This is a genomic window from Micromonospora sp. NPDC053740 (assembly GCF_040677775.1).
In the GTDB taxonomy this organism is placed as follows: Bacteria; Actinomycetota; Actinomycetes; order Mycobacteriales; family Micromonosporaceae; genus Micromonospora; species Micromonospora alfalfae.
Genome location: NZ_JBFASO010000003.1, coordinates 141590 through 166079 on the forward strand (window position 1 = coordinate 141590; position 24490 = coordinate 166079).

The 24490-nt window shown below is 71.0% G+C and carries 26 protein-coding genes; all 26 read left to right on the forward strand.

All coding sequences use genetic code 11. The features are described from left to right. Window positions 1–5 precede the first annotated feature (5 nt). The 26 genes from AB0K35_RS09465 to AB0K35_RS09590 all read left to right on the forward strand — a co-directional run bounded on the left by AB0K35_RS09465 (window position 6) and on the right by AB0K35_RS09590 (window position 24462). The gene (locus tag AB0K35_RS09465) at window positions 6–767 is read left to right on the forward strand and encodes a LytTR family DNA-binding domain-containing protein (RefSeq protein ID WP_238670054.1); all 762 of its coding nucleotides are present in this window, start codon (window positions 6–8) and stop codon (window positions 765–767) included. A gap of 66 nt (window positions 768–833) precedes the next feature. Further along, window positions 834–1499: a DUF5701 family protein gene (locus AB0K35_RS09470; protein ID WP_363884673.1), complete on the forward strand. Its 666-nt coding sequence runs from the start codon at window positions 834–836 to the stop codon at window positions 1497–1499. A gap of 251 nt (window positions 1500–1750) precedes the next feature. Next, window positions 1751–2431: a response regulator transcription factor gene (locus AB0K35_RS09475; RefSeq protein ID WP_238669989.1), complete on the forward strand. Its 681-nt coding sequence runs from the start codon at window positions 1751–1753 to the stop codon at window positions 2429–2431. After that, entirely contained in the window at window positions 2428–3510 is a 1083-nt protein-coding gene (locus AB0K35_RS09480; protein ID WP_363884676.1) for a HAMP domain-containing sensor histidine kinase, read from the forward strand. Before AB0K35_RS09475 ends, AB0K35_RS09480 begins: the two co-directional genes overlap by 4 nt. Next, on the forward strand, window positions 3507–5243 hold the full coding sequence (locus tag AB0K35_RS09485) for a DUF4153 domain-containing protein (RefSeq protein ID WP_363884678.1): 1737 nt from the start codon (window positions 3507–3509) through the stop codon (window positions 5241–5243). Before AB0K35_RS09480 ends, AB0K35_RS09485 begins: the two co-directional genes overlap by 4 nt. A 44-nt stretch (window positions 5244–5287) precedes the next feature. Beyond that, complete coding sequence (locus AB0K35_RS09490; RefSeq protein ID WP_238669992.1) at window positions 5288–5701, forward strand: hypothetical protein; 414 nt, start codon at window positions 5288–5290, stop codon at window positions 5699–5701. Further along, window positions 5702–7345: a cation acetate symporter gene (locus AB0K35_RS09495; protein ID WP_238669993.1), complete on the forward strand. Its 1644-nt coding sequence runs from the start codon at window positions 5702–5704 to the stop codon at window positions 7343–7345. Window positions 7346–7415: 70 nt separating this feature from the next. Beyond that, window positions 7416–7829: a YbaB/EbfC family nucleoid-associated protein gene (locus tag AB0K35_RS09500; protein ID WP_238669994.1), complete on the forward strand. Its 414-nt coding sequence runs from the start codon at window positions 7416–7418 to the stop codon at window positions 7827–7829. Between the two features lies 1 nt (window position 7830). Continuing rightward, window positions 7831–8151: a hypothetical protein gene (locus tag AB0K35_RS09505; RefSeq protein WP_238669995.1), complete on the forward strand. Its 321-nt coding sequence runs from the start codon at window positions 7831–7833 to the stop codon at window positions 8149–8151. Window positions 8152–8157: 6 nt separating this feature from the next. Then, entirely contained in the window at window positions 8158–8652 is a 495-nt protein-coding gene (locus tag AB0K35_RS09510; protein WP_363884681.1) for a hypothetical protein, read from the forward strand. Further along, window positions 8645–9148 carry an EndoU domain-containing protein gene (locus AB0K35_RS09515; RefSeq protein WP_238669997.1) on the forward strand — a complete coding sequence of 168 codons (504 nt, stop codon included), beginning with the start codon at window positions 8645–8647 and terminating at the stop codon, window positions 9146–9148. The genes AB0K35_RS09510 and AB0K35_RS09515 overlap by 8 nt, the downstream gene beginning before the upstream one ends. Next, window positions 9145–9537 carry a hypothetical protein gene (locus tag AB0K35_RS09520; protein WP_357360698.1) on the forward strand — a complete coding sequence of 131 codons (393 nt, stop codon included), beginning with the start codon at window positions 9145–9147 and terminating at the stop codon, window positions 9535–9537. Before AB0K35_RS09515 ends, AB0K35_RS09520 begins: the two co-directional genes overlap by 4 nt. An 81-nt stretch (window positions 9538–9618) precedes the next feature. Further along, window positions 9619–10383, forward strand: a complete 765-nt coding sequence (locus AB0K35_RS09525) for an ABC transporter ATP-binding protein (RefSeq protein ID WP_238669999.1) — start codon at window positions 9619–9621, stop codon at window positions 10381–10383. Then, window positions 10380–12071 carry an ABC transporter permease gene (locus AB0K35_RS09530; RefSeq protein ID WP_363885257.1) on the forward strand — a complete coding sequence of 564 codons (1692 nt, stop codon included), beginning with the start codon at window positions 10380–10382 and terminating at the stop codon, window positions 12069–12071. The genes AB0K35_RS09525 and AB0K35_RS09530 overlap by 4 nt, the downstream gene beginning before the upstream one ends. Before the next feature lie 482 nt (window positions 12072–12553). Further along, window positions 12554–13174: a flavin reductase family protein gene (locus AB0K35_RS09535; protein WP_363884684.1), complete on the forward strand. Its 621-nt coding sequence runs from the start codon at window positions 12554–12556 to the stop codon at window positions 13172–13174. Between the two features lie 175 nt (window positions 13175–13349). Then, on the forward strand, window positions 13350–13715 hold the full coding sequence (locus AB0K35_RS09540; RefSeq protein WP_238670000.1) for a DUF485 domain-containing protein: 366 nt from the start codon (window positions 13350–13352) through the stop codon (window positions 13713–13715). Further along, the gene (locus tag AB0K35_RS09545; RefSeq protein ID WP_363884686.1) at window positions 13693–15393 is read left to right on the forward strand and encodes a cation acetate symporter; all 1701 of its coding nucleotides are present in this window, start codon (window positions 13693–13695) and stop codon (window positions 15391–15393) included. The genes AB0K35_RS09540 and AB0K35_RS09545 overlap by 23 nt, the downstream gene beginning before the upstream one ends. An 89-nt stretch (window positions 15394–15482) precedes the next feature. After that, complete coding sequence (locus AB0K35_RS09550) at window positions 15483–16460, forward strand: NAD-dependent epimerase/dehydratase family protein (protein WP_210782732.1); 978 nt, start codon at window positions 15483–15485, stop codon at window positions 16458–16460. 76 nt (window positions 16461–16536) lie between these two features. Then, window positions 16537–17763, forward strand: a complete 1227-nt coding sequence (locus AB0K35_RS09555) for an LCP family protein (protein WP_363884689.1) — start codon at window positions 16537–16539, stop codon at window positions 17761–17763. 159 nt (window positions 17764–17922) lie between these two features. After that, window positions 17923–19194 carry an LCP family protein gene (locus AB0K35_RS09560; RefSeq protein WP_363884690.1) on the forward strand — a complete coding sequence of 424 codons (1272 nt, stop codon included), beginning with the start codon at window positions 17923–17925 and terminating at the stop codon, window positions 19192–19194. Window positions 19195–19369: 175 nt separating this feature from the next. After that, window positions 19370–20332 carry an LCP family protein gene (locus tag AB0K35_RS09565; RefSeq protein WP_363885259.1) on the forward strand — a complete coding sequence of 321 codons (963 nt, stop codon included), beginning with the start codon at window positions 19370–19372 and terminating at the stop codon, window positions 20330–20332. A 58-nt stretch (window positions 20333–20390) separates the two neighbouring features. Further along, complete coding sequence (locus AB0K35_RS09570; protein WP_030487745.1) at window positions 20391–20726, forward strand: rhodanese-like domain-containing protein; 336 nt, start codon at window positions 20391–20393, stop codon at window positions 20724–20726. 10 nt (window positions 20727–20736) lie between these two features. Then, window positions 20737–21525: a glycerophosphodiester phosphodiesterase family protein gene (locus tag AB0K35_RS09575; protein WP_238670004.1), complete on the forward strand. Its 789-nt coding sequence runs from the start codon at window positions 20737–20739 to the stop codon at window positions 21523–21525. Window positions 21526–21579: 54 nt separating this feature from the next. After that, window positions 21580–23034, forward strand: a complete 1455-nt coding sequence (locus tag AB0K35_RS09580) for a PAS domain-containing sensor histidine kinase (protein WP_363884692.1) — start codon at window positions 21580–21582, stop codon at window positions 23032–23034. Window positions 23035–23095: 61 nt separating this feature from the next. Further along, window positions 23096–23515: an ATP-binding protein gene (locus tag AB0K35_RS09585; protein WP_238670057.1), complete on the forward strand. Its 420-nt coding sequence runs from the start codon at window positions 23096–23098 to the stop codon at window positions 23513–23515. Window positions 23516–23574: 59 nt separating this feature from the next. Further along, the gene (locus AB0K35_RS09590; protein WP_238670006.1) at window positions 23575–24462 is read left to right on the forward strand and encodes a DUF5926 family protein; all 888 of its coding nucleotides are present in this window, start codon (window positions 23575–23577) and stop codon (window positions 24460–24462) included. The last annotated feature ends 28 nt before the right edge of the window (window positions 24463–24490 follow it).

Below are 24490 nucleotides of genomic sequence, written 5' to 3' on the forward strand. Positions count from 1 at the left end.
GTGCGGTGAACGCGTCCGGTTTCCTGCGCGTCCTCGCTGTGGACGACGAGCCGCCAGCGCTCGACGAGCTGGCGTACCACCTGCGGGCCGACCCCCGGGTGGCCCGGCTGCACACTGCCGGGGATGCCACCGAGGCGCTGCGGCTGCTTCGCGACGGCGACGTGGACGTGGTCTTCCTGGACATTCGGATGCCCGGCCTGGACGGCATGGAGCTGGCCCGGGTGTTGCGCCGCTTCGCTCGACCACCGGCGATCGTGTTCGTCACCGCTTACGACGACGGCGCTGTGGACGCCTTCGATCTGGGTGCCACCGACTACGTGCGCAAACCCGTTCGGGCCGACCGGCTGGCCGAGTCGCTGCGTCGGGTGATCGGTTCGCGGGTGGTGCCGTCGCACCCGGCGGCGCTGGCCCGCGCGGAGGAGGACCCGACCATTCCCATCGAGTTGGCCGGCACCACCCGGATGCTGCCGCGCTCGGCGGTGCGCTGGGTGGAGGCGCAGGGCGACTACGCCCGGCTGCACACGGCGGACGGGTCGCACCTGGTGCGGGTCTCGCTGGCCACGCTGGCGGAGCGGTGGGCCGATGCCGGTTTCGTCCGGGTGCACCGGTCGTACCTGGTGCAGTTGAAGTTGATCGCGGAGTTGCGGCTGGTCAACTCCGGCTACGTGGTGGTGATCGATTCGACCGAGCTGCCGGTGAGCCGGCGGCACACCCGGGAGCTGAAGGACAAGCTGGTCAGGGCCGCGAAGCAGGATTGGAGTCGCTGAGCCGGGAATGAAAGCAGCCCTACCGTACGTTGTACGCTAGTCCGTACGACTTCCGGGAGGCCTGCCGTGACCGAGACGACCCCGTTCGACGCCAAATCCGAGTTCGACAGCCAACTCGACCGACTGGTGCAGCTCGGTTACCCCGCCCTCGCCGGGCTGACCGAGAGCACCTTCCGCGACCTGGTCGCGCCACTGCGGGCCAGAGCGGTCGAGGGCACCGCCGGGCTGCCCGCCCCCACCGACGCCCGGGTGCCGTTCCTGCTGGTCACCACCCGAGACCTGATCGGTGTGCCGGAACGGGTGGAGCTCACCACCCTGGCCGGCAAGCGCAAGCCCGGCGTCGTCGACCGGAACTACGCCGAGGACGACCTGCCCCGCTTCGATCCGATCAAGGAGCTGGAGGTACCGGCCGGTCCGGCGTACCTGCTCTTCGACGTCGACCGGGGCGAGGAATTCCGCAACGTGGCACCGGCCACGGCCATGGAGGGGATCACCGCTCAGGGCCGGTTGCCGCTGAGCATCGACGAGGGGCTCGCCTTCATCACGCTGCACCCGGCCGCGCTGGCGAGCAACAGGTGCTTCTCACTGGTCGGCTCCCGGTGCGGCGACAAGCGGGTGCCGGCGCTGTGGATCAGCCAGGGTGCACCCAAGCTGGGCTGGTGCTGGTACGGCAACCCGCACACCTGGCTCGGCTCCGCCTCGGCCCGACCGGAGCGCATCGGCCTGGAGTGACAGTCAGCCGTCGATGATCGACACGGGTTCCCGAAAGTCGGGCCATCCCACCGGCCGGATGGCCCGACTTCCGCACCTCGATTGGATCAAACCCGGCGGGTCAGAAGGTCGGTTGTCCACAACGAGGCGCCGGAGTTCGCACACGCCAGCCGGCATGCTGCCCGAGTTATCCACAGCCGCGACCGGTTCTCCACAGGTTATTCACAACGCAAACCACTGATCTCCACGGCCGCTCCCTACAGTCAGGACCCATGAGCGCACGCCGGATACTGGTGGTCGAGGACGAACGGACCATCGCCGAGTCCATCGCCGCCCGGCTACGGGCCGAGGGTTTCACTGTGGAGATCGCGGCGGACGGGCCCAGCGCGGTCGCCCAGTTCCACACCGGACAGCCGGATCTCGTCGTCCTCGACGTGATGCTGCCGGGCTTCGACGGCCTGGAGGTGTGCCGCCGGATCCAGGCCGACCGGCCGGTGCCGGTGCTGATGCTCACCGCCCGGGACGACGAGACCGACCTGCTCGTGGGGCTGGCAGTCGGCGCGGACGACTACCTCACCAAGCCGTTCTCGATGCGGGAACTCACCGCCCGGGTGCACGTCCTGCTGCGTCGGATGGAGCGGGCCGCCGCCACTCCCGCGCCGCCCGCCCTCCGCCTCGGCGACATCGAGATCAACGAGGCGGAGCGACGGGTCCGCCGGGCCGGGGCGGACGTGCACCTCACCCCGACCGAGTTCGACCTGCTGGTCCACCTCGCGGGGCGGCCCCGCACCGTGCTCCCCCGGGAACGGCTGCTCGCCGACGTCTGGGGGTGGTGCGACGGGAGCGGCACCCGCACCGTGGACAGCCACATCAAGGCTCTGCGCCGCAAGCTGGGCGCCGACCTCATCCGCACGGTGCACGGGGTCGGCTACGCACTGGAGCTGCCGTCATGACGGCGACAGTGCTCACCTGGCTGGACCGGGTGCTGGAGTTGCTGCCCCGACCGTTGGACCCGGTGCGCTCGATCAAGCTGAAGCTGGGTGTGCTGCTTGTCGCCTCCGGGGCGGCCGGGCTCGCCTACTTCTCGTACGGCATCGGCTGGCCGCCGCCGATCACCTCGGCCACCGCCATCGCCGTCGCCCTGCTCACCTCGCAGGTGCTCGCCCACGGCATGACCTCGCCGTTACGGGACATGACGGCGGCCGCCGGCGCGATGGCCCGCGGCGACTACACACGTCGGGTACGCGCCACCTCCCGCGACGAGGTCGGCGAGCTGGCCCAGGCGTTCAACAAGATGGCCGAGGATCTGCACGCCGCCGACCAGCGTCGACGCGAGCTGATCGCCAACGTCTCGCACGAGCTGCGTACGCCGATCACCGCGTTGCAGGGCGTGCTGGAGAACATGGTGGACGGGGTCGCCGACCCCGAACCAGCGGCGCTGCGTTCGGCGTTGGCCCAGACCGAACGGCTCGGGCACCTCGTCGCCGACCTGCTCGACCTGTCCCGACTCGACGCCGGGGTGGTGCCGCTGCGCCGCGTACGCATGGACGTGGGGGACTTCCTCGACGAGGCGGTGGAGCACGCCACGGCCAGCGCGTCCGGCGCCGGGCTGGACGTGCGCTTCCAGCTCCGTGACCTGCCGACACCCCTGACGGTCCACGCGGACCCGTGGCGGCTGCACCAGGTCTTCGCGAACCTCCTCGACAACGCGGCCCGACACAGCCCACCCGGCGGCACGGTACGGGTGTGCGCCGAGGAACACGGCGACCAGCTCCGCTTCGAGGTGAGCGACGAGGGTCAGGGCATTCCGCCGGCCGAGCGTTCAAGGGTGTTCGAGCGGTTCACCCGCGGCGACCGTGCCGCCGGCGGCGGGACCGGTCTCGGCCTGGCCATCGCCCGGTGGGTCGTCGAACTGCACGGCGGGCGGATCGGTGTCCTCGACCCCGCCGGACCAGACCGGGGTGACCGGCCCGGCTGCCGCATTCAGGTCACCATCCCGTGCGACGGGCCATACCGAGAAGAGGCCGCATGACCAGCCCCGGCAGCACCCCACTCCCGGCCAGCGGACCGACCGGACCGCAGGCCTCCCCGACCGTCGGCGCCGGCCCGGCCACACCGGCCGCCAGCCGGCCTCAGGCGTGGCCGGTCACACCCGCCCTGCCCAGGCCACCGTCGCTGGTCCAACGCCGCTGGCCGGGGCCATCCGGCCCGGCCCGTCCGCAGGTGCTGGGGGCGCTGACGGCTGCGGCGGTCGTCGGCGCCTCGGTGCTCACCATGGTTCGTCCGGGCCTCGGCTGGCTGGTCGCCGCCTTGGCCGCCACGGCAGCCCTCGTCACCGCCAGCGTCGTTCGTTCCGGGACGTCGTCCCCGGCGGCGAACCCCGTCACACCGACCGGCGAGGCGGCACCAACGGCTCCGGCGGGGCCGGCCGCTGCACCCGAGCCGACAGTCCAGGCGGTCACCGCCCGTCCCGGTGCCACGGGGGCACCGGGGCGGGCGGAGCAGGCCATCTGGGCCGCCGCGACCGTCGCGTTGACAGCCGTCGGCACGGTCCGTGCGGCGGGCTGGCTCTTCGTCCTCTGCCTGCTCGCGGCGGCGGTGACCGGGACACTCGCGGTGACCGGCGGGCGAAGCCCGCTCGGCATGCTGGTCGCGGCGACGCTGCCGCCGGCCGCGACGGTACGGGCGCTCCCTTGGGCGGCACGCGGAATACGCGACACCCGCCCGACAGGGTCCGGGATCGGCTTCGGACGTATCCTCACCAGCCTTGCGATCTCCGCCGTCCTGCTGGCGCTGTTCGGGATGCTCTTCTCCTCCGCCGACGCGGTCTTCGCCGAACTGGTCGCCGCCCTGCTGCCGGACATCTCGCTACCCGGCGTGATCGGCTGGACGGTCCGCCTGTTGCTGATCGGCGGCCCCCTGCTTGGTGGCGCGTACCTGGTCAGCCGCCCACCGGACCTGGAGGGTCTGCGACCGACGCCGTCACGACCGGCCCACCGACTGGAGTGGACCCTCCCGCTGGTGCTGCTCGACGCCCTGTTCGCCGTGTTCGTGCTGGTCCAACTGACTGTGTTGTTCGGCGGCGCGGGGCACGTGCTGCGTACGGCCGGGCTCACCTACGCCCAGTACGCCCGTGGCGGGTTCTGGCAACTGCTCGCCGTCACCGCGCTCACCCTGCTGGTGATCGCGGTCGCCGCCCGCCGGGCGGCGACGGCCACCCGGGCGGACCGGCTGCTGGTCCGGGTCCTGCTCGGCACACTCACCGCGCTCAGTCTGGTGATCGTCGCTTCGGCGCTCTACCGGATGCAGGTCTACGCCGACGCGTACGGCGCCACCCGGCTGCGGCTCGTCGTGACGACCATGGAGCTGTGGCTCGGGCTGCTCTTCCTCCTGGTCGGGGTCGCCGTGGTGCGGCTGCGGGCCGAGTGGCTGCCCAGGTTGGTGATCGGCACTGCGGTGCTGGCCCTGCTCGGGTTGGCACTTGTCAATCCCGACCGGCTGATCGCCGACCGGAACGTCGACAGGTACCTGAAGACCGGACGGTTGGACGTCGACTACGTGTCCGGGCTGTCGGCCGACGCCGTACCGGCGCTGGCCCGACTGCCCGAACCGATGCGCACCTGCGCACTGACGCGAATCGCCGTCGAGCAGCCCCGGGACGGCCTCTGGGCGACGAACCTCGGCCGGCTGCGGGCCCGGGCGGAACTCGACACGATTCCGGTGAGCCACACCCTGACCTACTGTCTCGACCTGGAACGCTGGTGAGCACGAACGCTTGACAATCGCGTACGGCGGGCGAGACTGCCGGGGTGGCCAAGCAACTCCCCGACGTCGGGTCGAGCGGTGCGGTACCGCCGCCCCGGCGGTCCCGGATCGTGCTGGCCGAGATCACCAGGCAGGACACCCGCGCCGAGCGGACCCGCGCCGAACTGGCCCAGCAGACCCAGGTCGGCGAGGCGCTGGTCCGCGGCCTGGTCCGGGCGCAACTCGCGCTGGCGCTGCGGCTGTCCCTGGTGGTGGCCATCGGTCTGGGCGGGCTGCCCTGGCTGTTCGCGATCGCGCCCTCGCTCGGCCGGACGACAGTCGCCGGCGTCAACCTGCCGTGGCTGCTGCTCGGAGTGGTCTCCTTCCCGTTCCTGATCGCCGTCGGCTGGGCGTACGTGCGGCTGGCCGAACGCAACGAGCAGGACTTCACCGACCTGGTGCAACGGCCGGAGCGCTGAGTGGGCAACGACTTCGTGGTCCCGGCCATCGTCGCGGTCACCCTGGTCACCGTCGGGATCGGCTTCTACGGGCTGCGGTTGGCCCGGACCACGTCCGACTTCCTGGTGGCGTCGCGGGCGATCAGTCCCACCTGGAACGCCGCCGCCATCGGCGGGGAGTACCTGTCGGCGGCGAGCTTCCTCGGCATCGCGGGGCTGGTCCTCAAGTACGGCGTGGACGTGCTCTGGTACCCGGTCGGGTTCGCCGCCGGCTACCTGGCCCTGCTGCTCTTCGTGGCCGCGCCGCTGCGCCGCTCCGGTGCGTTCACACTGCCCGACTTCTGCGAGGTGCGGCTGGGGTCGCGTCGGCTCCGCATCCTTGCCACCGCCTTCGTGATCTTCATCGGTTGGCTGTACCTGGTGCCGCAGCTCCAGGGCGCCGGGCTGACCCTGGCCACCGTGGCCGGCTCCCCGTACCCCCTCGGAGCCCTGCTGGTGGCGGCCGTGGTCACCGCGAACGTGGCGCTGGGCGGCATGCGTGCGATCACGTTCGTGCAGGCGTTCCAGTACTGGCTCAAGCTGACCGCACTCGCCGTACCGGTGATCTTCCTGGCCCTGCAGTGGCAGGCCGACGGCCGCCCGGCGGTGACCCCGCCCGACGGGCCGACGTTCCGGACCGCGACCACAGTCGTGGTCGAGCACCGCGCGACCCTCACCCTGCCCGACGGTGACATCCGGGAGGTACGCCCCGGCGACGAGTTGACCTTCGCCGCCGGTGATCCGGTGCCGGAGGTCTCCGGGGTGGCCACCGATGCCAACGACTGGTTGCTGCCCAGCGCCGCCGGTGACGACGACCGGGGCCTGTTCGCCACGTACTCGCTGATCCTGGCCACCTTCCTGGGCACCATGGGCCTGCCGCACGTGCTGGTGCGCTTCTACACCAATCCGGACGGCGCGGCGGCCCGTCGGACCACACTGGTCGTGCTGGCGTTGGTCGGCGCGTTCTACCTGCTGCCCACCCTGTACGGGGTCCTCGGCCGGATCTACACCCCGCAGCTGCTGCTCAGCGGCCAGACCGACGCGGTGGTGGTGCTGCTACCCGAAGCGGCCCTGGGTGACGGCCTGACCGGGCGGCTACTCGCCGCGCTGGTCGCCGCGGGCGCCTTCGCGGCGTTCCTCTCCACCTCGTCCGGCCTGCTGACCAGCGTCGCCGGGGTGATCTCGACGGACGTGCTCGGCCGGGGCTCGGTACGCGGGTTCCGGCTGGCCACCGTCATCGCCGGTGGTGTGCCAGCGGTGCTGGCGCTGCACGTCTCCGGGCTGGACGTGTCGCAGGTCGTCGGGCTGGCCTTCGCGGTCGCCGCGTCGAGTTTCTGCCCGCTGCTGGTGCTCGGCATCTGGTGGCGTGGGTTGACGGATGTGGGCGCCACCGCCGGTGTGGTGGCCGGCGGCGGCGCAGCGATCGGCGCGGTCCTGGTCACGGTGCTCGGTCCACCGCTGTCCGGCTGGCCGGCCACACTCATCGCGCAGCCGGCCGCCTGGACGGTGCCGCTGGCCTTCACGGTGATGGTCGCCGTGTCGATGGCGACCCGTCGCCGGGCCCCGGCCGACGTCGCCGCCACAATGCTCCGCCTGCACACCCCGGAAGCCCTGCGGATGCAGTGATCACCGCTGCCAACCGGCGGGGCGCAATCGAGGGCTGAGGTGGCCACCGAGGACTTACTACACTGCGTTCGTGACGTACCCCTCGGATCTGAACAGGTCAATTTCCGAGCTGCTGTCGACACTCGGCCGCGGCGACGCAGGTGGCGCGGCGGAGGCGCAGCCGGTCGTGCAGGGCGTGGGCGAGGCGGCCGACGGAATGGTCCGGGTGGTGGCGCTCCCCGGTGGACAGATCGAGTCGGTCTGGATCGACCCGCGCATGATGCGCGGGGCCTCGGAGAGTCTGGCCGAGGAGATCCGCGAGGCCACCAATGCCGCCCTGACCGACCTACGCTCGGCACTTGCCGCCGCCACTGCCGCACCGGACACGACGGCGTTGCTGGAGCAGCTGCGCGAGGTGCAGCGCAGCGCGGTGCCGCAGTTGCAGGGCATCATGGACACCCTCAGCGGCGTCCAGGAGCGGCTCGCCTCTGGTGGGCGGCCCTGAGATGGGCCGGGTTGTGGACCCGGCCGGGCTGCGCGATGCCGGCACCAACCTTCAGGACATCTCCGACCGCTTCCTCACCGAGCTACGGACGTTCCTGGCCGATCTGCAGGGGTTCGGCGCGCCCTGGGGCGGCGACGACATCGGCAGCCTGATCGGTGCGGCCTGCGAGGAGGTGACCGCGTACGCCGCCGAGTGCTTCGAGTCCGTCATCGAGGAGCTCGGCGTGGTCGGCGTCGACCTCAACCGGATGGCGCACCTGATCGACGAGGACGAGCGGGCTGTCGCGGAGCGCATGGCCGGGCTCGGCCAGCAGCTGGGGTGAGCTGACATGGGGCTGCAACTGCCGGGTGAGCTGACCACCTTCCTCAGCATGATCGGTTACGACTGGCCGCAGGCGGACGAGACCACCCTGGTCGAGATGGGGCAGCGCTGGCTCGCCTTCAGCGGCACGTTGCAGACCCTGACGGCGGAGGCGGGGCAGGCGGCCGAGCCGGTCGGGGCCAGCAACGCCGGTGCCGACATCGAGGCGTTCCAGCGGTACTGGACCGAGCAGGAGGGCCCGGTGCCGGTGTTGCAGGACGGGGCTCTCGCGGCCACCCTGGCCGGCACCGGGCTCATGATCGTCGGAGCCATCGTGCTGGCCTTGAAGATCCAGGTCATCGTGCAGTTGGTGATCCTGGGCATCCAGATCGCGCAGGCGGTGGCGACAGCTGTCGCGACGTTCGGGGCCACCCTCGCGGAGATCCCAATCTTTCAGATGATCACCCGCGAGATCGTCGGTCTGCTGATCGACGAGGTGATCGGAGCGCTCCTCGATGGGTAAGCGGGCCCGGGGAAAATTCATCCGGGCCGCCCTGTCCCACCTGCGCAAACAGCGGGCACGAGCGCGACGCGGGCAGCGGACGGACGGCATGACGCCGGAACGCCTCCGGCACACCCTGCTGGGCGAGCGCGACGGCCGAGCCTCGGGATGGCACCACCGCCCGGGCGGCATCGACCCGCCCGGCGCGAAAGTCATCAAGGTGACGAGGCGGGACAACCGCACCGGTGTCTACAACGCCAGGGTCGCGATGTTGAACCGGCGCAACGGTGAGTGGCGGGAGAAGCGCGGCGGCAGCACCTTCTTCCCTGACCACTGGACACCCCAGGACGTCGACAACGCGATCACCAGGGGGTTCCACTCCCCCGATGTCGTGAAGGACCCGGAGACCGGACGGTGGTCGGGCAAGTTCAACGGTGTGCATCTGAGAGGCTTCTACGATCCGGAGACCGATACTCTCGCCCACGGTTTCCCCACTCTTCCTGGAGGCACTCCTTGAGCATCGAGTTCCGCTGGTCGGAGGAGCGGATCGCGGAGTACCACTCCACGGACCGGCGGCTCGCCTGCCTGGGGATGTGGTTGACCGACGACATCCAGGTGGTGCACGAACTCTGCCTGGACCTGCTGGCCGATCTGGAGGACATCGCCGCGGGGCGCAAGGAGAGCGAGAGCTGGGAGGGCAACGCCTGGGCCGCCGAGCTCAGCGCCAACGGCGTCGACCTACAGAACCTCTGGCGGGACGTGCTCAAGGCCCACTACCCGCTCGCGGAGACCCGACGGGTGGTGGCGCAGTACTGGCGGTTGCTGGCAGAGGACCCGGACCGCACCCGGGCGGTGACCGAGTGGGAGCGGGACAACGGTCGTCAGCACCCGTACCAGGGGCTCTGAGGGCTCGTCCGCCTCGGGGATGATCGCGGGTCCGCCCGTCGCCGGACGGCGGAACTGGCGATCGACGGATAACGTCGGCGCATGACTGTTGAGCACCCCGCGCTCGCACTGCGTGGCCTGGCCAAGCGGTTCGACGGCACGATCGCGGTGGCCGGCGTCGACCTGGACGTCCCCGCCGGCTCCTTCTACGGCCTGCTCGGCCCGAACGGCGCCGGCAAGACGACCACCCTGTCGATGGCGGTCGGATTGTTGCGACCGGACGCCGGCTCGGCCTGGGTGCTCGGGCACGACGTGTGGCAGGACCCGGTCGCCGCCAAGCGGCTGCTCGGTGTGATGCCGGACGGGGTCCGGCTCTTCGACCGGCTGACCGGCGCGGAGCTGCTGGCGTACAACGGGTTGCTGCGGGGGATGGACCCGGCGGTGGTCGACCAGCGGGCTGCCGAGCTGCTGGACGTGCTGGCGCTCGGCGACGCCGGTCGGACGCTGGTGGTGGACTACTCGGCGGGCATGAAGAAGAAGATCGGCCTGGCCTGTGCGCTGCTGCACGGCCCCCGGGTGCTGGTGTTGGACGAGCCGTTCGAGGCGGTCGACCCGGTCTCCGCAGCCCTGATCCGGGACATCCTCACCCGGTACGCGGCCGGCGGCGGCACCGTGGTCTTCTCCAGCCACGTCATGGAGGTCGTCGAGCGGCTCTGCTCGCACGTGGCGATCCTGGCTGGCGGCACCATCAAGCGCGTCGGGACCATCGACGAGGTCCGCGGCGGTCGCTCGTTGGAGCAGGTCTTCGTCGAGGTGGTCGGCGGGCGCACCGCGACCGGCGAGGAGCTGTCGTGGCTCTCCCAGTGAGCGTGGACGCCACCCCCGCCGCGCCCGTACGCACCGTCTCCGCTCGACACTTCGCGCGGCTCAAGCTGCGGGTGATGGGCAACAACTTTCGGGGCCAGGGCTGGCGGATCGCCCTTTTCGTCGGCGGCGCGTTGCTCGGGCTCTGGTTCGCCGCCAGCGGGTTCTTCCTCTTCGCCGCGCCGGGCCTGGCCGGCAACGGCGAGTACGCGGTGCTGATCGCGGCGTCCGGTGGCGGGTTGCTGGTGCTGGGTTGGCTGTTTCTGCCGCTGGTCTTCTTCGGTGTCGACGAGACACTGGACCCGGCCCGGTTCGCGCTGTTGCCGCTGCCCCGGCGCACGTTGGTGACCGGCCTGTTCGTGGCGGCCCTGATCAGCGTGCCGGTGTTGGCGGTGCTCATCGCGTCGTTCGGGCTGGTGCTGACCTCCTGGTCGTTGGGTGGCTGGTCGGCGGGGTTGGTCGCCGTCGTGGGTGTGCTCGCCGGGCTGCTGCTCTGCGTCGCCGCCAGCCGGGCGGTGACCAGCGCGTTCGCCAGCATGTTGCGGTCCCGACGGGTCCGCGACCTGGCGGCCGTGCTGCTGGCGGTGACGGCCGCGCTGCTCGGCCCGTTGCAGGTCTTCGGCCTCGCCGCGCTGCGCGAGGCCGACTGGGACCGGCTCGCCGGCGTGGCGACCGTGATCGGTTGGACGCCGTTGGGCGCGCCGTGGACCGTCGGCATCGACGTGGCCCAGGGGCGCGTGTGGGCGGCACCGGTCAAGTTGCTGATCACGGTGGTGACTCTCGGCGCCCTGCTGGCCTGGTGGTCCCGGTCGATCGAGTCGGCGATGGTGGGTGCGGCCAGCGCCGGTAAGGCCCCGGTGCGGCGCGGGGTCACCGGCGGCGCGGTCGCCCAACTGTTTCCCCGGGTCGCCACCTGGGCCGGCCGGGACCAGTTCGGTGCCCTGGTCGCCCGGGAGGCCCGTTACTGGTGGCGGGACGCGCGCCGCCGCGCCAACCTGATCACGATCGCGGTGGTCGGCATCTTCGTGCCGGTGTTGATCAACGTTACGGGTGGGGACTTCGCGTTCGAGGACGGCGCCGGGTTCACTGCGGCTGCCAGCGACAGCTCGCCCGTCGTGGTCACCATCTCCATGCTCCTCGTGGGCGTCCTCGCCGCCGTCACCCTGGCCAACCAGTTTGGCTTCGACGGCAGCGCGTACGCGGCGAACGTGGTGGCCGGGGTGCCCGGCCGGGTCGAGTTGCGGGCCAGGATGACGGCTTTCTCGCTGTACGTGCTGCCGATGTTGGGCGTCGTCGCGGTGGTGCTGTCGTTCCTGCTCAGTCGACCGGAGTGGATCGGGCTCACCATCGGCGGCCTGGTCGCCACCTACGGTGCCGGGCTGGCGGTGAACAGCCTGATCTCGGTGCTCGGGGCGTACTCACTGCCGGAGACGAGCAACCCGTTCGCCATGAACAGCGGTGCGGGCCTGGCGAAGGGCCTGCTCACCCTGCTGGCCATGCTCGCCTCGGTGGTTGCCGCGGTGCCGATGGTGGTGGCCGCCGCGCTGCTCGGTGACGCGTGGCTCTGGCTGGCCCTGCCGGTCGGCGCCGCGTACGGGCTGGGCGCGGCGCTGCTGGGCGCGTACCTGGCCGGCGACGTGCTGGACCGACGTCAGCCGGAACTGCTGGCCACTGTCACGCCGCGCCGCTGACCGACGCGACGGCCAGCCGCCTGGCCAGCATCGGCGATGAAGCCACGGTGAGCGGCCGGAGCGAAGGTGGGAGTCGGGCCGTGCCGGGCGGGACCGGATCGGAGCGGTCGGCAGGCCCGCCGAATCGACCACCCGCGTGGGCGAACGGGCCGACGGTGGCCCTGCCGCGACCGGGCCGCGCCGGCTGGCTGACCCTCGCGCAGACCTGGCGGGCGAACGGTGGCCGCTGGTGATGCCCGCCGCCGCCCGGCCGGCGGACCGGGCCTCGGACCACGCAAACGACCAGACGGCGGGATCGGTGTGCCACCCCGAGCGTGATGCCCCTCAGACATCACGATGACTCAGGGGCATCACGGTCATTCGCGTATTGCCCTCGGGCGAGCGGACCGTGCCACAACCGGTCGACCTCACGGCACCGGCCGGCCGGAGAGCCACGGTGAGCCGGCCACACCTGTCGATGCGACGATCACTGTGGGGTCGCCGTGGTTGCGGCGCGCTCTGGCCGTGCTAGCCACCCCGCTGACCTGCACGAGCGCTTCGCTGGTTGGGCGAGGGTCCGGGGCGGCACAATGTTTCACGTGAATCATGAGCCGGGCGCCGAGATCCACCACACCGATCCGTTCGCGGTGCCGACCGGGCAACGGTCGCCGGTACGCCGGCTGCGTGGTCGCCTCGCCGCACCGGTGACCCTCTGGACGGCACCCGGTCCGGCCGGGCTGACCGTCTCGTCCACCCTGGTCGCCGAGGGGGAACCGGACCGGCTGCTCGGGCTGATCGACCCGGAGTCCGACCTCTGGGCGGCCGTCGAGGAGTCGGGTCGGTTCGCCGTCACGCCGCTCGGCCCGCCACACCGGCAGCTCGCCGACCGGTTCGCCGGCCTCTTCCCCGCCCCGGGCGGGCTCTTCGCCACCGGCGCGTGGAACGAGACGCCGTACGGGCCGGTTCCGGCGGACGCCGGCGCCTGGGCCGGGTGCCGGCTGGACACCGCCCGGGAGTACGGCTGGGGCCTGCTGGTCGAGGCCACGATCGAGGCGGTCGACCTGACCGGGGAGGCCACCCCGCTGCTGCACTACCGGGGTCGCTACCACGAGCTGCCGGTCTGAACGGACACCTCGCCAGGGGCTACCGATCACCGCAGTGACCTGAGTCACTTGGCGCAGCCAGGCAACCGCTCGGCGCACTCGCCGACCGGCGTCGATCTCAGCCTTCCCTGCCGGGGAGTGCGCTCTTTACGGTGCGCGAAACTCCTCTGACGCCTGTGAAGGTGGTGATCCACAGATGTCCACGGACACACCCGCTCCGGCTGCTTCCCAGTCGGACAAGTACCTGGCCGTACAACGGTCGGACGAGTTCGCCGGGCTGCGGCGTGCGCTGCGCGGCTTCGTCTTCCCGATGACCGTCGCGTTCTTCCTGTGGTATGCGCTCTACGTCATTCTCTCCGCGTACGCCCGGGACTTCATGGGCACGAAGCTGTTCGACAGCAACATCAACGTCGCACTGGTCTTCGGCCTGCTCCAGTTCGTCTCCACGTTCCTGATCGCCTGGCTCTACTCCCGGTACGCGGACCGGAAAATCGACCCCATCGCGGACCGGATCCGCGCCGAGATCGGGGAGGTGACCCATGAGCAAGGTCCTCGCGGTTGAGACGTTCCTCGCGGCCGAGGCGGCCGAGGCGGGCGATCACACGGCCCGCAACCTGACCATCACGCTCTTCCTGGTCTTCGTGGCGGTGACCCTGGGCATCACCATCTGGGCCAGCCGGCAGACCAAGACGGCTACCGACTTCTACGCGGGCGGCCGGTCCTTCTCCGGCTTCCAGAACGGCATGGCGATCGGCGGCGACTACATGTCGGCCGCCTCGTTCCTCGGCATCGCCGGCATCATCGCGCTGTACGGCTACGACGGCTTCCTCTACTCGATCGGCTTCCTGGTCGCCTGGCTGGTGGCCCTGCTGCTGGTAGCGGAACTGCTGCGGAACTCGGGCCGGTACACGATGGCGGACGTGCTGGCCTTCCGGATGCGTCAGCGTCCGGTGCGTACGGCGGCGGCGGTCTCCACCATCACGGTGTCGATCTTCTACCTGCTCGCCCAGATGGTTGGCGCGGGCGCGCTGGTCGCGCTGCTGCTCGGCATCCGGCCGGGGACGACCTTCCTCGGCATGGACGCGGACACCGCGAAGGTCGCCACCATCATCATGGTCGGCACGCTGATGATCATCTACGTGACCGTGGGTGGCATGAAGGGCACCACCTACGTGCAGATCGTCAAGGCGTTCCTGCTCATGAGCGGCGCGCTGTTGATGACCATCCTGGTGCTGGCGAAGTTCAACTTCAACCTGTCGGAGCTGCTCGGCCAGGCGGCCGCCGCATCCGGCAAGGGCAGCGCGTTCCTCGAACCCGGGCTCCGGTACGGCGTCGAGGTGGCCGGCAACTCGACGCAGACGTTCTACAACAAGGTCGACCTGCTGTCCCTTGGCATCGCCCTGGTGCTCGGCACCGCCGGTCTGCCGCACATCCTGATCCGCTTCTACACGGTGCCGACCGCGAAGGCGGCCCGTAAGAGCGTGCTCTGGGCGATCGGCATCATCGGCACCTTCTACCTGCTCACCCTGGCCCTGGGCTTCGGTGCGGCGGCGCTGGTCGGCAGCCAGGCGATCACGGCACAGGACAAGGCCGGCAACACCGCGGCACCGCAGCTGGCCGAAGCGCTCGGCATCGAATTCTTCGGCGGCGAACTGGGCGGGGCAGCCCTGCTGGCGATCATCGCGGCGGTCGCCTTCGCCACCATCCTCGCTGTGGTCGCCGGGTTGACGCTGGCGTCGTCGTCCAGCCTGGCGCACGACTTCTACGCCAACGTGCTGAAGAAGGGTGAGGCATCGGAGCGGCAGGAGGTGCGGGTCGCCCGGATCTCCGCCCTGGGGATCGGCGCGGTGTCGATCGCCCTGTCGATCTACGCGCAGAACCTCAACGTGGCGTTCCTGGTGGCGCTGGCCTTCGCTGTCGCCGCCTCGGGCAACCTGCCGGCGATCCTCTACAGCCTCTTCTGGCGGCGGTTCAACACCTCCGGCGCGGTGTGGTCGATCTACGGGGGACTGCTCTCGGCGGTGCTGCTGGTGTTCTTCTCGCCGGTGGTCTCCGGTGCGGCGACCTCGATGTTCCCGAACCACGACTGGCAGTGGTTCCCGCTGTCCAACCCGGGCATCCTCTCCATCCCGTTCGGTTTCCTCTGCGGGTGGATCGGCACTGTCATCTCCAAGGAGCACGACGAGGACAAGTACGCGGAGCTGGAGGTGCGCGCCCTCACCGGCGCTGGCGCCCACTGATCGCGGCACCTGTCGGGGGGTTCCCTCTTGACGTACGACGTCAACAGGGGACCCCTTCCGCGAATTCGGCTGTCGGTAGGCTGAGCCGCATGAAGGTTGCTGAGCGCTTTGGTTCCGATCACCGCGTCCTCGTCACCGGCGGGGCTGGCTTCGTCCCGTCGCACCTGGTGGACGCCCTGATCGCCCGAGGCTGCACGGTGGTGGCGCTGGACAACTTCGTGACCGGCTCCAAGGAGAACGTCGCCCACCTGCTGGATCGGCCGACCTTCACCCTCGTCGAGGCGGACATCTCCGACGGTCTGCCGACCCACCACCCGGCGCTGGCCGAGCGGTTCGACGCGATCCTGCACATGGCCTCTCCGGCCAGCCCCACCGACTTCGCCCAGTTGCCGGTGGAGATCCTCCGGGTCGGCTCGGTCGGCACCCTGCACCTGCTGGAGCGCGCTGCCGCCGACGGCGCCCGGTTCCTGATGGCCTCCACATCCGAGGCGTACGGGGACCCGAAGGAGCACCCGCAGCGGGAGACCTACTGGGGCAACGTCAACCCGATCGGGGTCCGCAGCGTCTACGACGAGGCCAAGCGCTTCTCCGAGGCCGCGACGATGGCGTACCACCGCTATCGCGGGCTCGACGCGGCGATCGTCCGGATCTTCAACACGTACGGCCCGCGGATGCGCCCGGACGACGGCCGCGCCATCCCCACCTTCATCTCCCAGGCGCTGCGCGGCGAGCCGATCACCGTGCACGGCACGGGCAACCAGACCCGGTCCATCTGCTTCGTCGAGGATCTGGTGCGCGGCATCCTGCTGCTGCTCGACTCGACCGAGACGGGCCCGGTCAACTGCGGCACCGAGCACGAGCTGACCATGCGGCAACTCGCCGAGTTGATTGTGTCGCTCTCCGACAGCACCTCGAAGGTGACCTATGTCACCCGCAGCTCGGATGACCCGGAGATGCGCCGCCCTGATCTGACGCTCGCTCGTGAACTGCTCGGGTACGAGCCGTCGGTAGCGCCCGAAGATGGCCTGCGACGCACGATCGAGTACTTCCGCTCGCGGCTAGGGTAACCAGATTCTCGCGTACCGCCTGTCGCTGAGTGTCGCCTGAAGGCGGCAGTGGCTCCCGCTACGTACCCTGAGTTACATGTCCGCGACCTCGTCTGCCGGCGTCCCGCATCCGTACCTGCACCGCAGCGCCGGGCGCGCATCGGTGCCCGGCCCCGATCGGGGCGCCTCCGGGCGTGCCCGTCCGACCGAGGCGCGCTTCTACCCGTCGTACGACGAGGAGCAGCCTCGCTCCGGCGGCCCGGCGGGGCCCACCGGGCCCGGCGGCCCGGGTGGCCTCGGCGGATCGGGGCGGCGCGGCCCGCGACCGCGCTGGGGTCGGATCGCCCTGGTGGCCGGGGCCGCAGTGCTGGTGCTGGCGCTGCTCGGCAGCGTCGGCGCCTGGTTGTACGCCCGCAACCTCAACGGTGACCTGGCCCGCACCGACCCGTTCGCGGAGATCACCGGCGGTCGGCCCACCAAGACCGTCGATGGCGCGCTGAACATCCTGCTGGTCGGCAGCGACTCACGGGACCCGGACGCGCCGGTCGACAGCAAGAGTCAGTGGCGCGCCGACACGATCATCGTCATGCACATTCCGGCCGACCACCAGGAGGCCTACCTGGTCTCCATCCCCCGGGACCTGTACGTGCCGATCCCGGAGAGCGCCGGCGCGGACTGCGGCTCCGGCTCGCGCGCGAAGATCAACGCAGCGTTCGCGTTCGGCGGGCTGCCGCTGGCGGTACGCACCGTGGAGTGCTTCACCGACGTTCGGATCGACCACGTGATGGCGATCGACTTCGGCGGCTTCAAGGAGGTCACCGACGCTCTCGGTGGGGTGGACCTGAAGGTGGAGCGCACCATCACCTCGATCCACAAGCCGTACCGGACCTTCACCAAGGGCACCAACCACATGGACGGCGCGGAGGCGCTGGACTGGATCCGGCAGCGCAAGCAGTTCCCGGACGGGGACTTCGCCCGGATGCGGCACCAGCAGGAGTTCCTTCGGGCACTGATGGACAAGGCGGCCAGCACCGGCACACTGGCGAACCCGAAGAAGCTCAACGATTTCCTCAAGTCGGTGACCGCGGCCGTAACCGTCGACCAGACTTTCTCGGTTACAGACATGGCGCTGCAGTTCCGTAACCTGCGCGGCCAGAACCTCACCTTTGTGACCAGCCCGAACTCGGGCAGTGACACCATCAACGGCGAGTCGGTGGTGGTGTCGGACCGGGAGAAGGCGCTCGCGATGTACCAGGCCATGTCCGGAGACACGATGGCCGACTGGGTCAAGGCGAACCCGCCGAAGAGCAACGACGGCGGCTGACCGCGGCCCGGCTGGCACCAGCCGTTCGGGTCATCGAGCGGCGACGATCGACTGAGTCTGCGAAATTCGACGTCCGGATTGACCCGGGATGAACTCGCCAAGTCGATTTGATGTACGTACAGTGGTGCCGCCCCCTCCTGATCACGAGCTGGAGCATGCATGCCGGTTCAGGCCAGTCGTCGCCCCTCTTCCTCCGGGTCCGCCGCCCCCAGCGGTCGAGTCGCTGCGGCCATACCCGCCCAGGCACGCCCCTCAGGTGGCGGGCCGGGCTCGCGCCCGCCCGGCAGCGGCGGTGGTGGTGGCGGTGGCGACCGCCCGGGTGGTGGTGGGTCGAAGAAGCGGACCAAGCGCAAGGACCCGCTCTGGGCCAGGCTGACAGTGGTCTTCGGTGCCGTGCTGATGCTGAGCAGCGGGGTGGCCATCGTCGGCAGCAAGGCGCTGATCGGGCAGGCGACCGGCGGCATCGCCAAGGGCAACCTGTTGGGTGAGGCCGGCAAGTCCGACGCCGAGGGCGGCGCGAGCCTGGACGGCCCGATCGACATGCTGCTGCTCGGTGTGGACGCGCGGGAGCGCTGGGCCGCCGACGACGTCCGCTCGGACAGCATCATCATCCTGCACATTCCGGCAACCCACGACCAGGCATACCTGATCTCGATCCCCCGGGACACCGAGGCGCAGATCCCGGCGTTCAAGAAGAGCGGCTACGGCGGCGGCAGCGGGAAGATCAATGCCGCGTTCCAGGCCGGCGCCGCCAACGGTGGCGGCTGGGAGGGTGGCGCCCAGCTGATGGCCCAGACGATCAAGCGGCTCACCGGGATCAGCTTCGACGGCGCGGCGATCATCAACTTCGGTGGCTTCAAGAACGTCATCGACACCCTGGGCACTGTGCGCATCTGCGTCAGCCAGGAGGTCAAGTCGCTGCACATGTCGTACGTCGACGGCAAGCCGATGTGGAACGCGGACGCCAAGAAGACCGGCAAGCAGCGGACCCCGGTGGTGCACAAGAAGGGCTGCCAGGAGATGGAGGGTTGGGCCGCGCTCGACTACTCCCGCCAGCGCAAGTCCCTCAAGAACGGCGACTACGACCGGCAGGCCAACCAGCAGCAGCTGATCAAGGCGATGGCCAAGAAGGCCACCCAGGGCGGGATGTTGACCAACCCGGCCAAGATGAACAACCTGATCAAGGCGGCGGGCGAGGCGTCCGTGCTGGACACCGGTGGCGTGCCGATCGAGAAATTCATCTTCACCATGCGCGGGGTTACCGGCAACGAGCTGACCATGCTCAAGACCAACAACGGCACCTTCAACGCCAACAACAACAACACCGAGGGCCTGAACGAAGAGACGATGGCGATGTTCCAGGCGGTCAAGCAGGACAAACTCGCCGAGTTCGTCTTCACCCACCCCGAGGTGATCTCCAGCCGCAAGTGAGGCCGGGAGTGGCGGAAAGCCAGCGACGGCCTCCTCACCGCCCGTAGCCTGACGTGAGCAGGTTTCACGTATCGGCTGCGGGGAGGCGGTCACGTCCAGGTGGGGACGGAACGCAGCGGACCGGGCCGGAGCGGGCCCGTCCGCCCGGTCGCCTCGCGCCCGTTGGCCGCGCATCCTGCTCGGCATCGGCCTGGCTCTCGTCCTGCTGGCGGGGCTCGCCGTGGCCGGGCTCAAGACGCTCAGCCACCGCTACGACCGCACGGTGACCAAGGAGCAACTGCTCGACGCCGACGCCCGCACAGGGCGCACCGACCTGGACGGGCCGCTCAACTACCTCCTGGTCGGCTCGGACCGACGTCCGGGCGAGAGCGGCCCCGACCAGCGCTCGGACACCATCCTCATCGTGCACGTCCCCGCCGGGCAGCGGGAGGCGTACCTGGTCTCCATCCCGCGTGACCTGCTGGTCACGATCCCGCCCGCGAACGGCTTCGGCGGCGGTCAAGACAAGATCAACGCCGCGTACGAGCACGGCGGCGGCGGGCAGGCCGGCGCCCAACTGCTCTCCGCCACCCTGCACCGGCTCACCGGAATCCGGTTCGACGGCGCCGCGCTGATCGACTTCTCCGGCTTCCGGAAGGTGATCGACCTGCTCGGCGGGGTGGAGATGTGCGTGGACACCGAGGTCCGCTCGATCCACACCAACCGGGTCTTCGCCACCGGCTGCCAACAGATGGACGGCGCGCAGGCGCTGGACTACGTCCGACAGCGCTACGACCTGCCCGGCGGTGACTACGACAGGCAGCACCACCAGCAGCAGCTGCTCCGGGCGATGTTGGACAGCGCCGGCAGGGCGGACCTGCGGAGCAACCCCGTCAAACTGGACCAGGTGCTCCGGGCGGTCGGCAGCTCGTTGACAGTCGACACCAACGGCGTACCCCTGGAGGACCTGCTCCTCGCGCTGCGCGCGCTGCCGCCCGACGGGATGCGCGGCGTCCAGGTGCCCTCCTCGCCGCAGACCATCGACGAGGTCTCGTACGTGGTGCTGGACAACGGCGGCAACGGGCTCTTCGAGGCGCTGCGCGGGACCCGGGTGCCGGCCTGGGCGCAGGCCAACCCCCGCTGGGTGACCCGGTTGTGACAGTGCCGACGGCCCGGTCGGTGCCGAACCGGGCCACGAGGATCTAGTGTTGCTTCCTGTGTTCGGACCCCAGGTTCCCACCGTGCCCGTGACCGAGATCGCCGACGAGACCTACCTGCTGGACGTGCGGGAGGACGACGAATGGGCGGCCGGCCACGCGCCCACCGCCCACCACCTGCCGATGATGGAACTGCCGGCCCGGCTGGCCGAGGTGCCCACCGACCGGGAGGTGGCTGTCGTCTGCCGTTCCGGCGGGCGGTCCGCCCAGGTCGTCGCGTACCTGATCAACAACGGCTGGGAGCAGGTGCGCAACGCCGACGGCGGGATGCGCCAGTGGGCTGCGGTCGGCCGACCGGTGGTCGACGCGAACGGGCAGCCCGGCCAGGTCATCTGAGGCCGGCGGAATGGGCGGGCCACTGGTCTTCGCGCACCGCGGCGCCTCGTTCGACCTACCCGAGCACACCCTCGCCGCGTACCTGCGCGCCCTCGACGAGGGCGCCGACGGCCTGGAATGCGACGTCCGGCTGACCCGGGACGGGCACCTGGTCTGCGTGCACGACCGACGACTCGACCGCACCAGCAACGGTCGCGGTCTGGTCAGCGCGCGTACGCTCGCCGAGCTGGACGCCCTGGACTTCGGCTCGTGGCACCCGGGCAGCGCCCCGGACGGCGACCTGCCACCGGACGAGTCGCACACCCGGCTGCTGACCCTGGCCCGGCTCCTGGACGCGGTGCTCGCCGCCGGGCGGCCGGTCCGACTGCTCGTGGAGACGAAGCACCCGTCCCGCTACGGCTCGAACGTGGAACGGCGACTGGTCAGCCTGCTGCGCCGGTACGGGCTGGCCGACCCCGCTCCGGACGATCCGGTGCAGGTCACCGTCATGTCGTTCTCCCCGCTGGCGGTCCGTCGGGTGCGCGAGCTGGCCCCGACGCTGCCCACGGTGCTGTTGCTGGAGGTGCTGCCGCGCTGGCTGCGGTTGGGTCGGCTGCCGTTCGGCACCCGGATCGCCGGCCCGGGCATCGGCCTGGTCCGGGCCCGCCCGCAGTTGCTGCCCGCACTGCGGGCGGCCGGCAACCAGGTGTACGTCTGGACGGTCAACGAGCCGACCGACCTGGAGCTGGTGCTAGCCGCCGGGGTGGACGGGATCATCACCGACCGGCCCGCATACGCCCTCGCCCGGCTGGACCGCTGACCCATCGACCGGGCGGGGGTGCCCAAAACCGGGTCGGCGGGGCAGACTCGGCACATGCCGGAGCGTATCGATTTCCCCGCTCTCCTCGCCGGCCACACCGTCGTGATCGAGATGATCAACTCTGGGGACGCGGGCCTGCCGGTCCTCACCCAACTACTCCGGGTGGCCCAGCCGGCGCTCGGCGCGACCGGGATGGCGTTCGTCGAGTTCGGTCCGACCGGCGGTCGCGTCATCGCCGCGACCGGCGCGGCGGAGTGGGCCCTCGGCCGACCACTGGCAGTCGACGACCCGGACACCGTCTGCCTGCTCTCCGGGCCACGGGTGCTCCAGGCGCGGGTGAGTGACCTCAACGGCAAGCTGGCCGGCGAGCTGGCCGGCAGCGGCCTGCGCCGGATGGTCGTCTCCCGGGCCGAGATCGGCGGTCACACGGTCGGCAGCCTGCACGCCCTCTATCCGGGCGACGACGAGCCGGGCGCCGAGCAGCAGGGGGTGATCGCCTACCTCGCCTCCTGCGTCGGGCACATGTACGGCGACCAGAGTGGCCTGCCGGTGCACGGCGACGGCCCGGTGGTGGCGGCTCTCGCCGACGGGCTGGCCGTCGTCGACCGGGACGGGCACGTCCGGCTCTGGAACCCGGCCGCCGCCCAGGTCACCGGTCGGACGGTCGAGCAGGCGCTGAGCCGCCCGTTGCCGTTCCCGCTGCCACCCTCCGGGCAGGTTCGGGACCACCGGATGCCGGACGGCCGCTGGCTGCGGATCACCTCCGGCGACCTGCCCGGCCCGGGAACGTTACGGGTGGTCACCTTCCGCGACATCACCGACCAGCAGCGCCGCGACCACGACCGCGAACTGTTCGTCGCGGTGACCAGCCACGAGCTGCGCACCCCGGTCACCGTCATCAAGGGGTACGCGGACACCCTCACCGACCACTGGGAGTCACTGACCGACGTCGACCGCCGGCAGGCGGCCCGGGTGATCGGGCAACGCGCCAACGAGCTGGCCCGGCTGGTCGACCGTCTGCTCAGCTCGGCTGCCGAGGTGGGGCCGGGCGACGACCCTCCCACCCCGTTCGACCTCGGCGAGGCGCTGCGCTCCGCCGTCGTCGACCTGCCGGCGGAGCTGCGCCGCCGGCTGGTGCTCCGCCTCCCGAGCGACCTGCCCAAAGCGCTCGGTCACCGGCCCAGCCTGTCCACCGTGCTGACCGAGCTGACCACCAACGCCGGCAAGTACTCGGCACCTGGTTCTCCCATCGAGATCACCGCCTCGGGTGACGCTCATCTGGTGGCGTTCCGGGTCAGCGACCAGGGCATCGGCATCCGACCCGAGCACGTGGAACGGGCGTTCGACAGGTTCTGGCAGGGCGAGTCCGGCGACAGTCGCGGCTACCCGGGGGCCGGGCTCGGCCTCTATCTCGTCCGCCGGATCGTTGAACAGCAGAATGGATGGGTATCCCTACGTCCGAGGACCGGCGGCGGTACGGTCGCAGAGGTGCGGCTACCACGCGGTTGACCAGGGGTGGCGCGACGTGGAGGCGACGGTGGCAGCGGCAACGAGGGATCGAGCCTGGTGCGTGGTGGTTCCCCACCACCCGGGCGGGGCACGGCTGGCCCGACACCGACTCGCCGCCGAGCTGGCGGACGTCGTACCCCCGACGCTCCTCGCGGACCTGATCGCGGTGCTCGCGGAGCTGGTGGGCAACGCGGTGCGGCACGCCAGACCGCTGCCCGGCGGCGTGATCCGGGTTGCCTGGCAGCTGCGGCCCTCGGCCGAGGGCACACTGATCCAGCTTCGGGTCACCGACGGCGGCAGCGCGAGCGCCGGGCCACGGCTCCGGACGGCCAGCCCGGACGCGGCGGACGGGCGCGGGCTGCACATCGTGGCTGGCCTGGCCACCCGGTGGGGCGTCGAGCAGGACGGCATGGGCCAGCGCGTCTGGGCGGAGTTCGACCCGGTGCCGACACCCCGACCCAACCTGGTGTCAGCGGGCTGAGGACGGCTCGGGCGGGTCCCGGTCACGCCGAGCCGCTCGGGGCTCTAGGCTGTGACGCCGTGACCAAGCGTCGAAAGAGCCAGCGCGCCGCCGCCGACACCACGCCCCGTCGCGAGAAGGTGCGGGACATCTTCGTGCCACGTCCGTTCGACGGGCTGGTAGACGAGTCCGAGTGGATCGCGCTGCGCGAGTTGGTGCCCGCCGCCTCCGCCCCGCTGCGGTTGGCGCCCGCCCTGGTCGAGGAATTCGGCGACCGGACGGCGACGCTCGCCACGGTGCTGCCCATGGCTGCCCCGGCCATCACCAAGCCGGACGGCCGGGTGCTGATCGGTCTCCAGCGCCACCAGCAGTCCGGTGACGTGTCGCGGGATCTGGCCGACGCGTTGCTCAGTGCGCTGCGTACCGAGCCGGGTGGCCAGGTGGCCGTGGCGCCACTGCCCGGCCCCGGGCCCCGGCTGCAGGACATCCTCGCGGACGGTCCACTGGACATCACCATGCACGACGGCTTCGACTTCTGGCTCGATCCCGGGGCGGCCGACGATCCGACCGTCCAGGCGTCGCTGGAGCGGGCGAACGCGGCGATCTACCCGACGGTCCGGCTGACCGCGGCCAAGGCCGCGTACTGGTGTCAGGTCCCGGAGAAGGCCCACGTGCGCTGGGTGCTGCCGGACGACGAGGACGCCGCCCTGGACGCGTTGGCCCGCCTCGGCGCGGCCGGCACGCTGACGCTTGGCGAGCAGACCAAGTTCGCCGGCATGTTCCGCGCGCACGGTCGACTCGTGCCGGTGTGGGACCTGCCGGAGGAGACCCCGGCCGCCGAGTGGGAGGAGCCGGTGGCGCAGTTCGCCAAGCGGTACGCCGAGGCGCTCACCGTCACCGACCCACTCGACGCCGCCGGCCGCCGGGCCCGTCAGGGGCTGCTCGGCCGCCAACTCACCCTGCGCTGAGCCGGGGCGGTCGTTCCGCTCAGCCGGG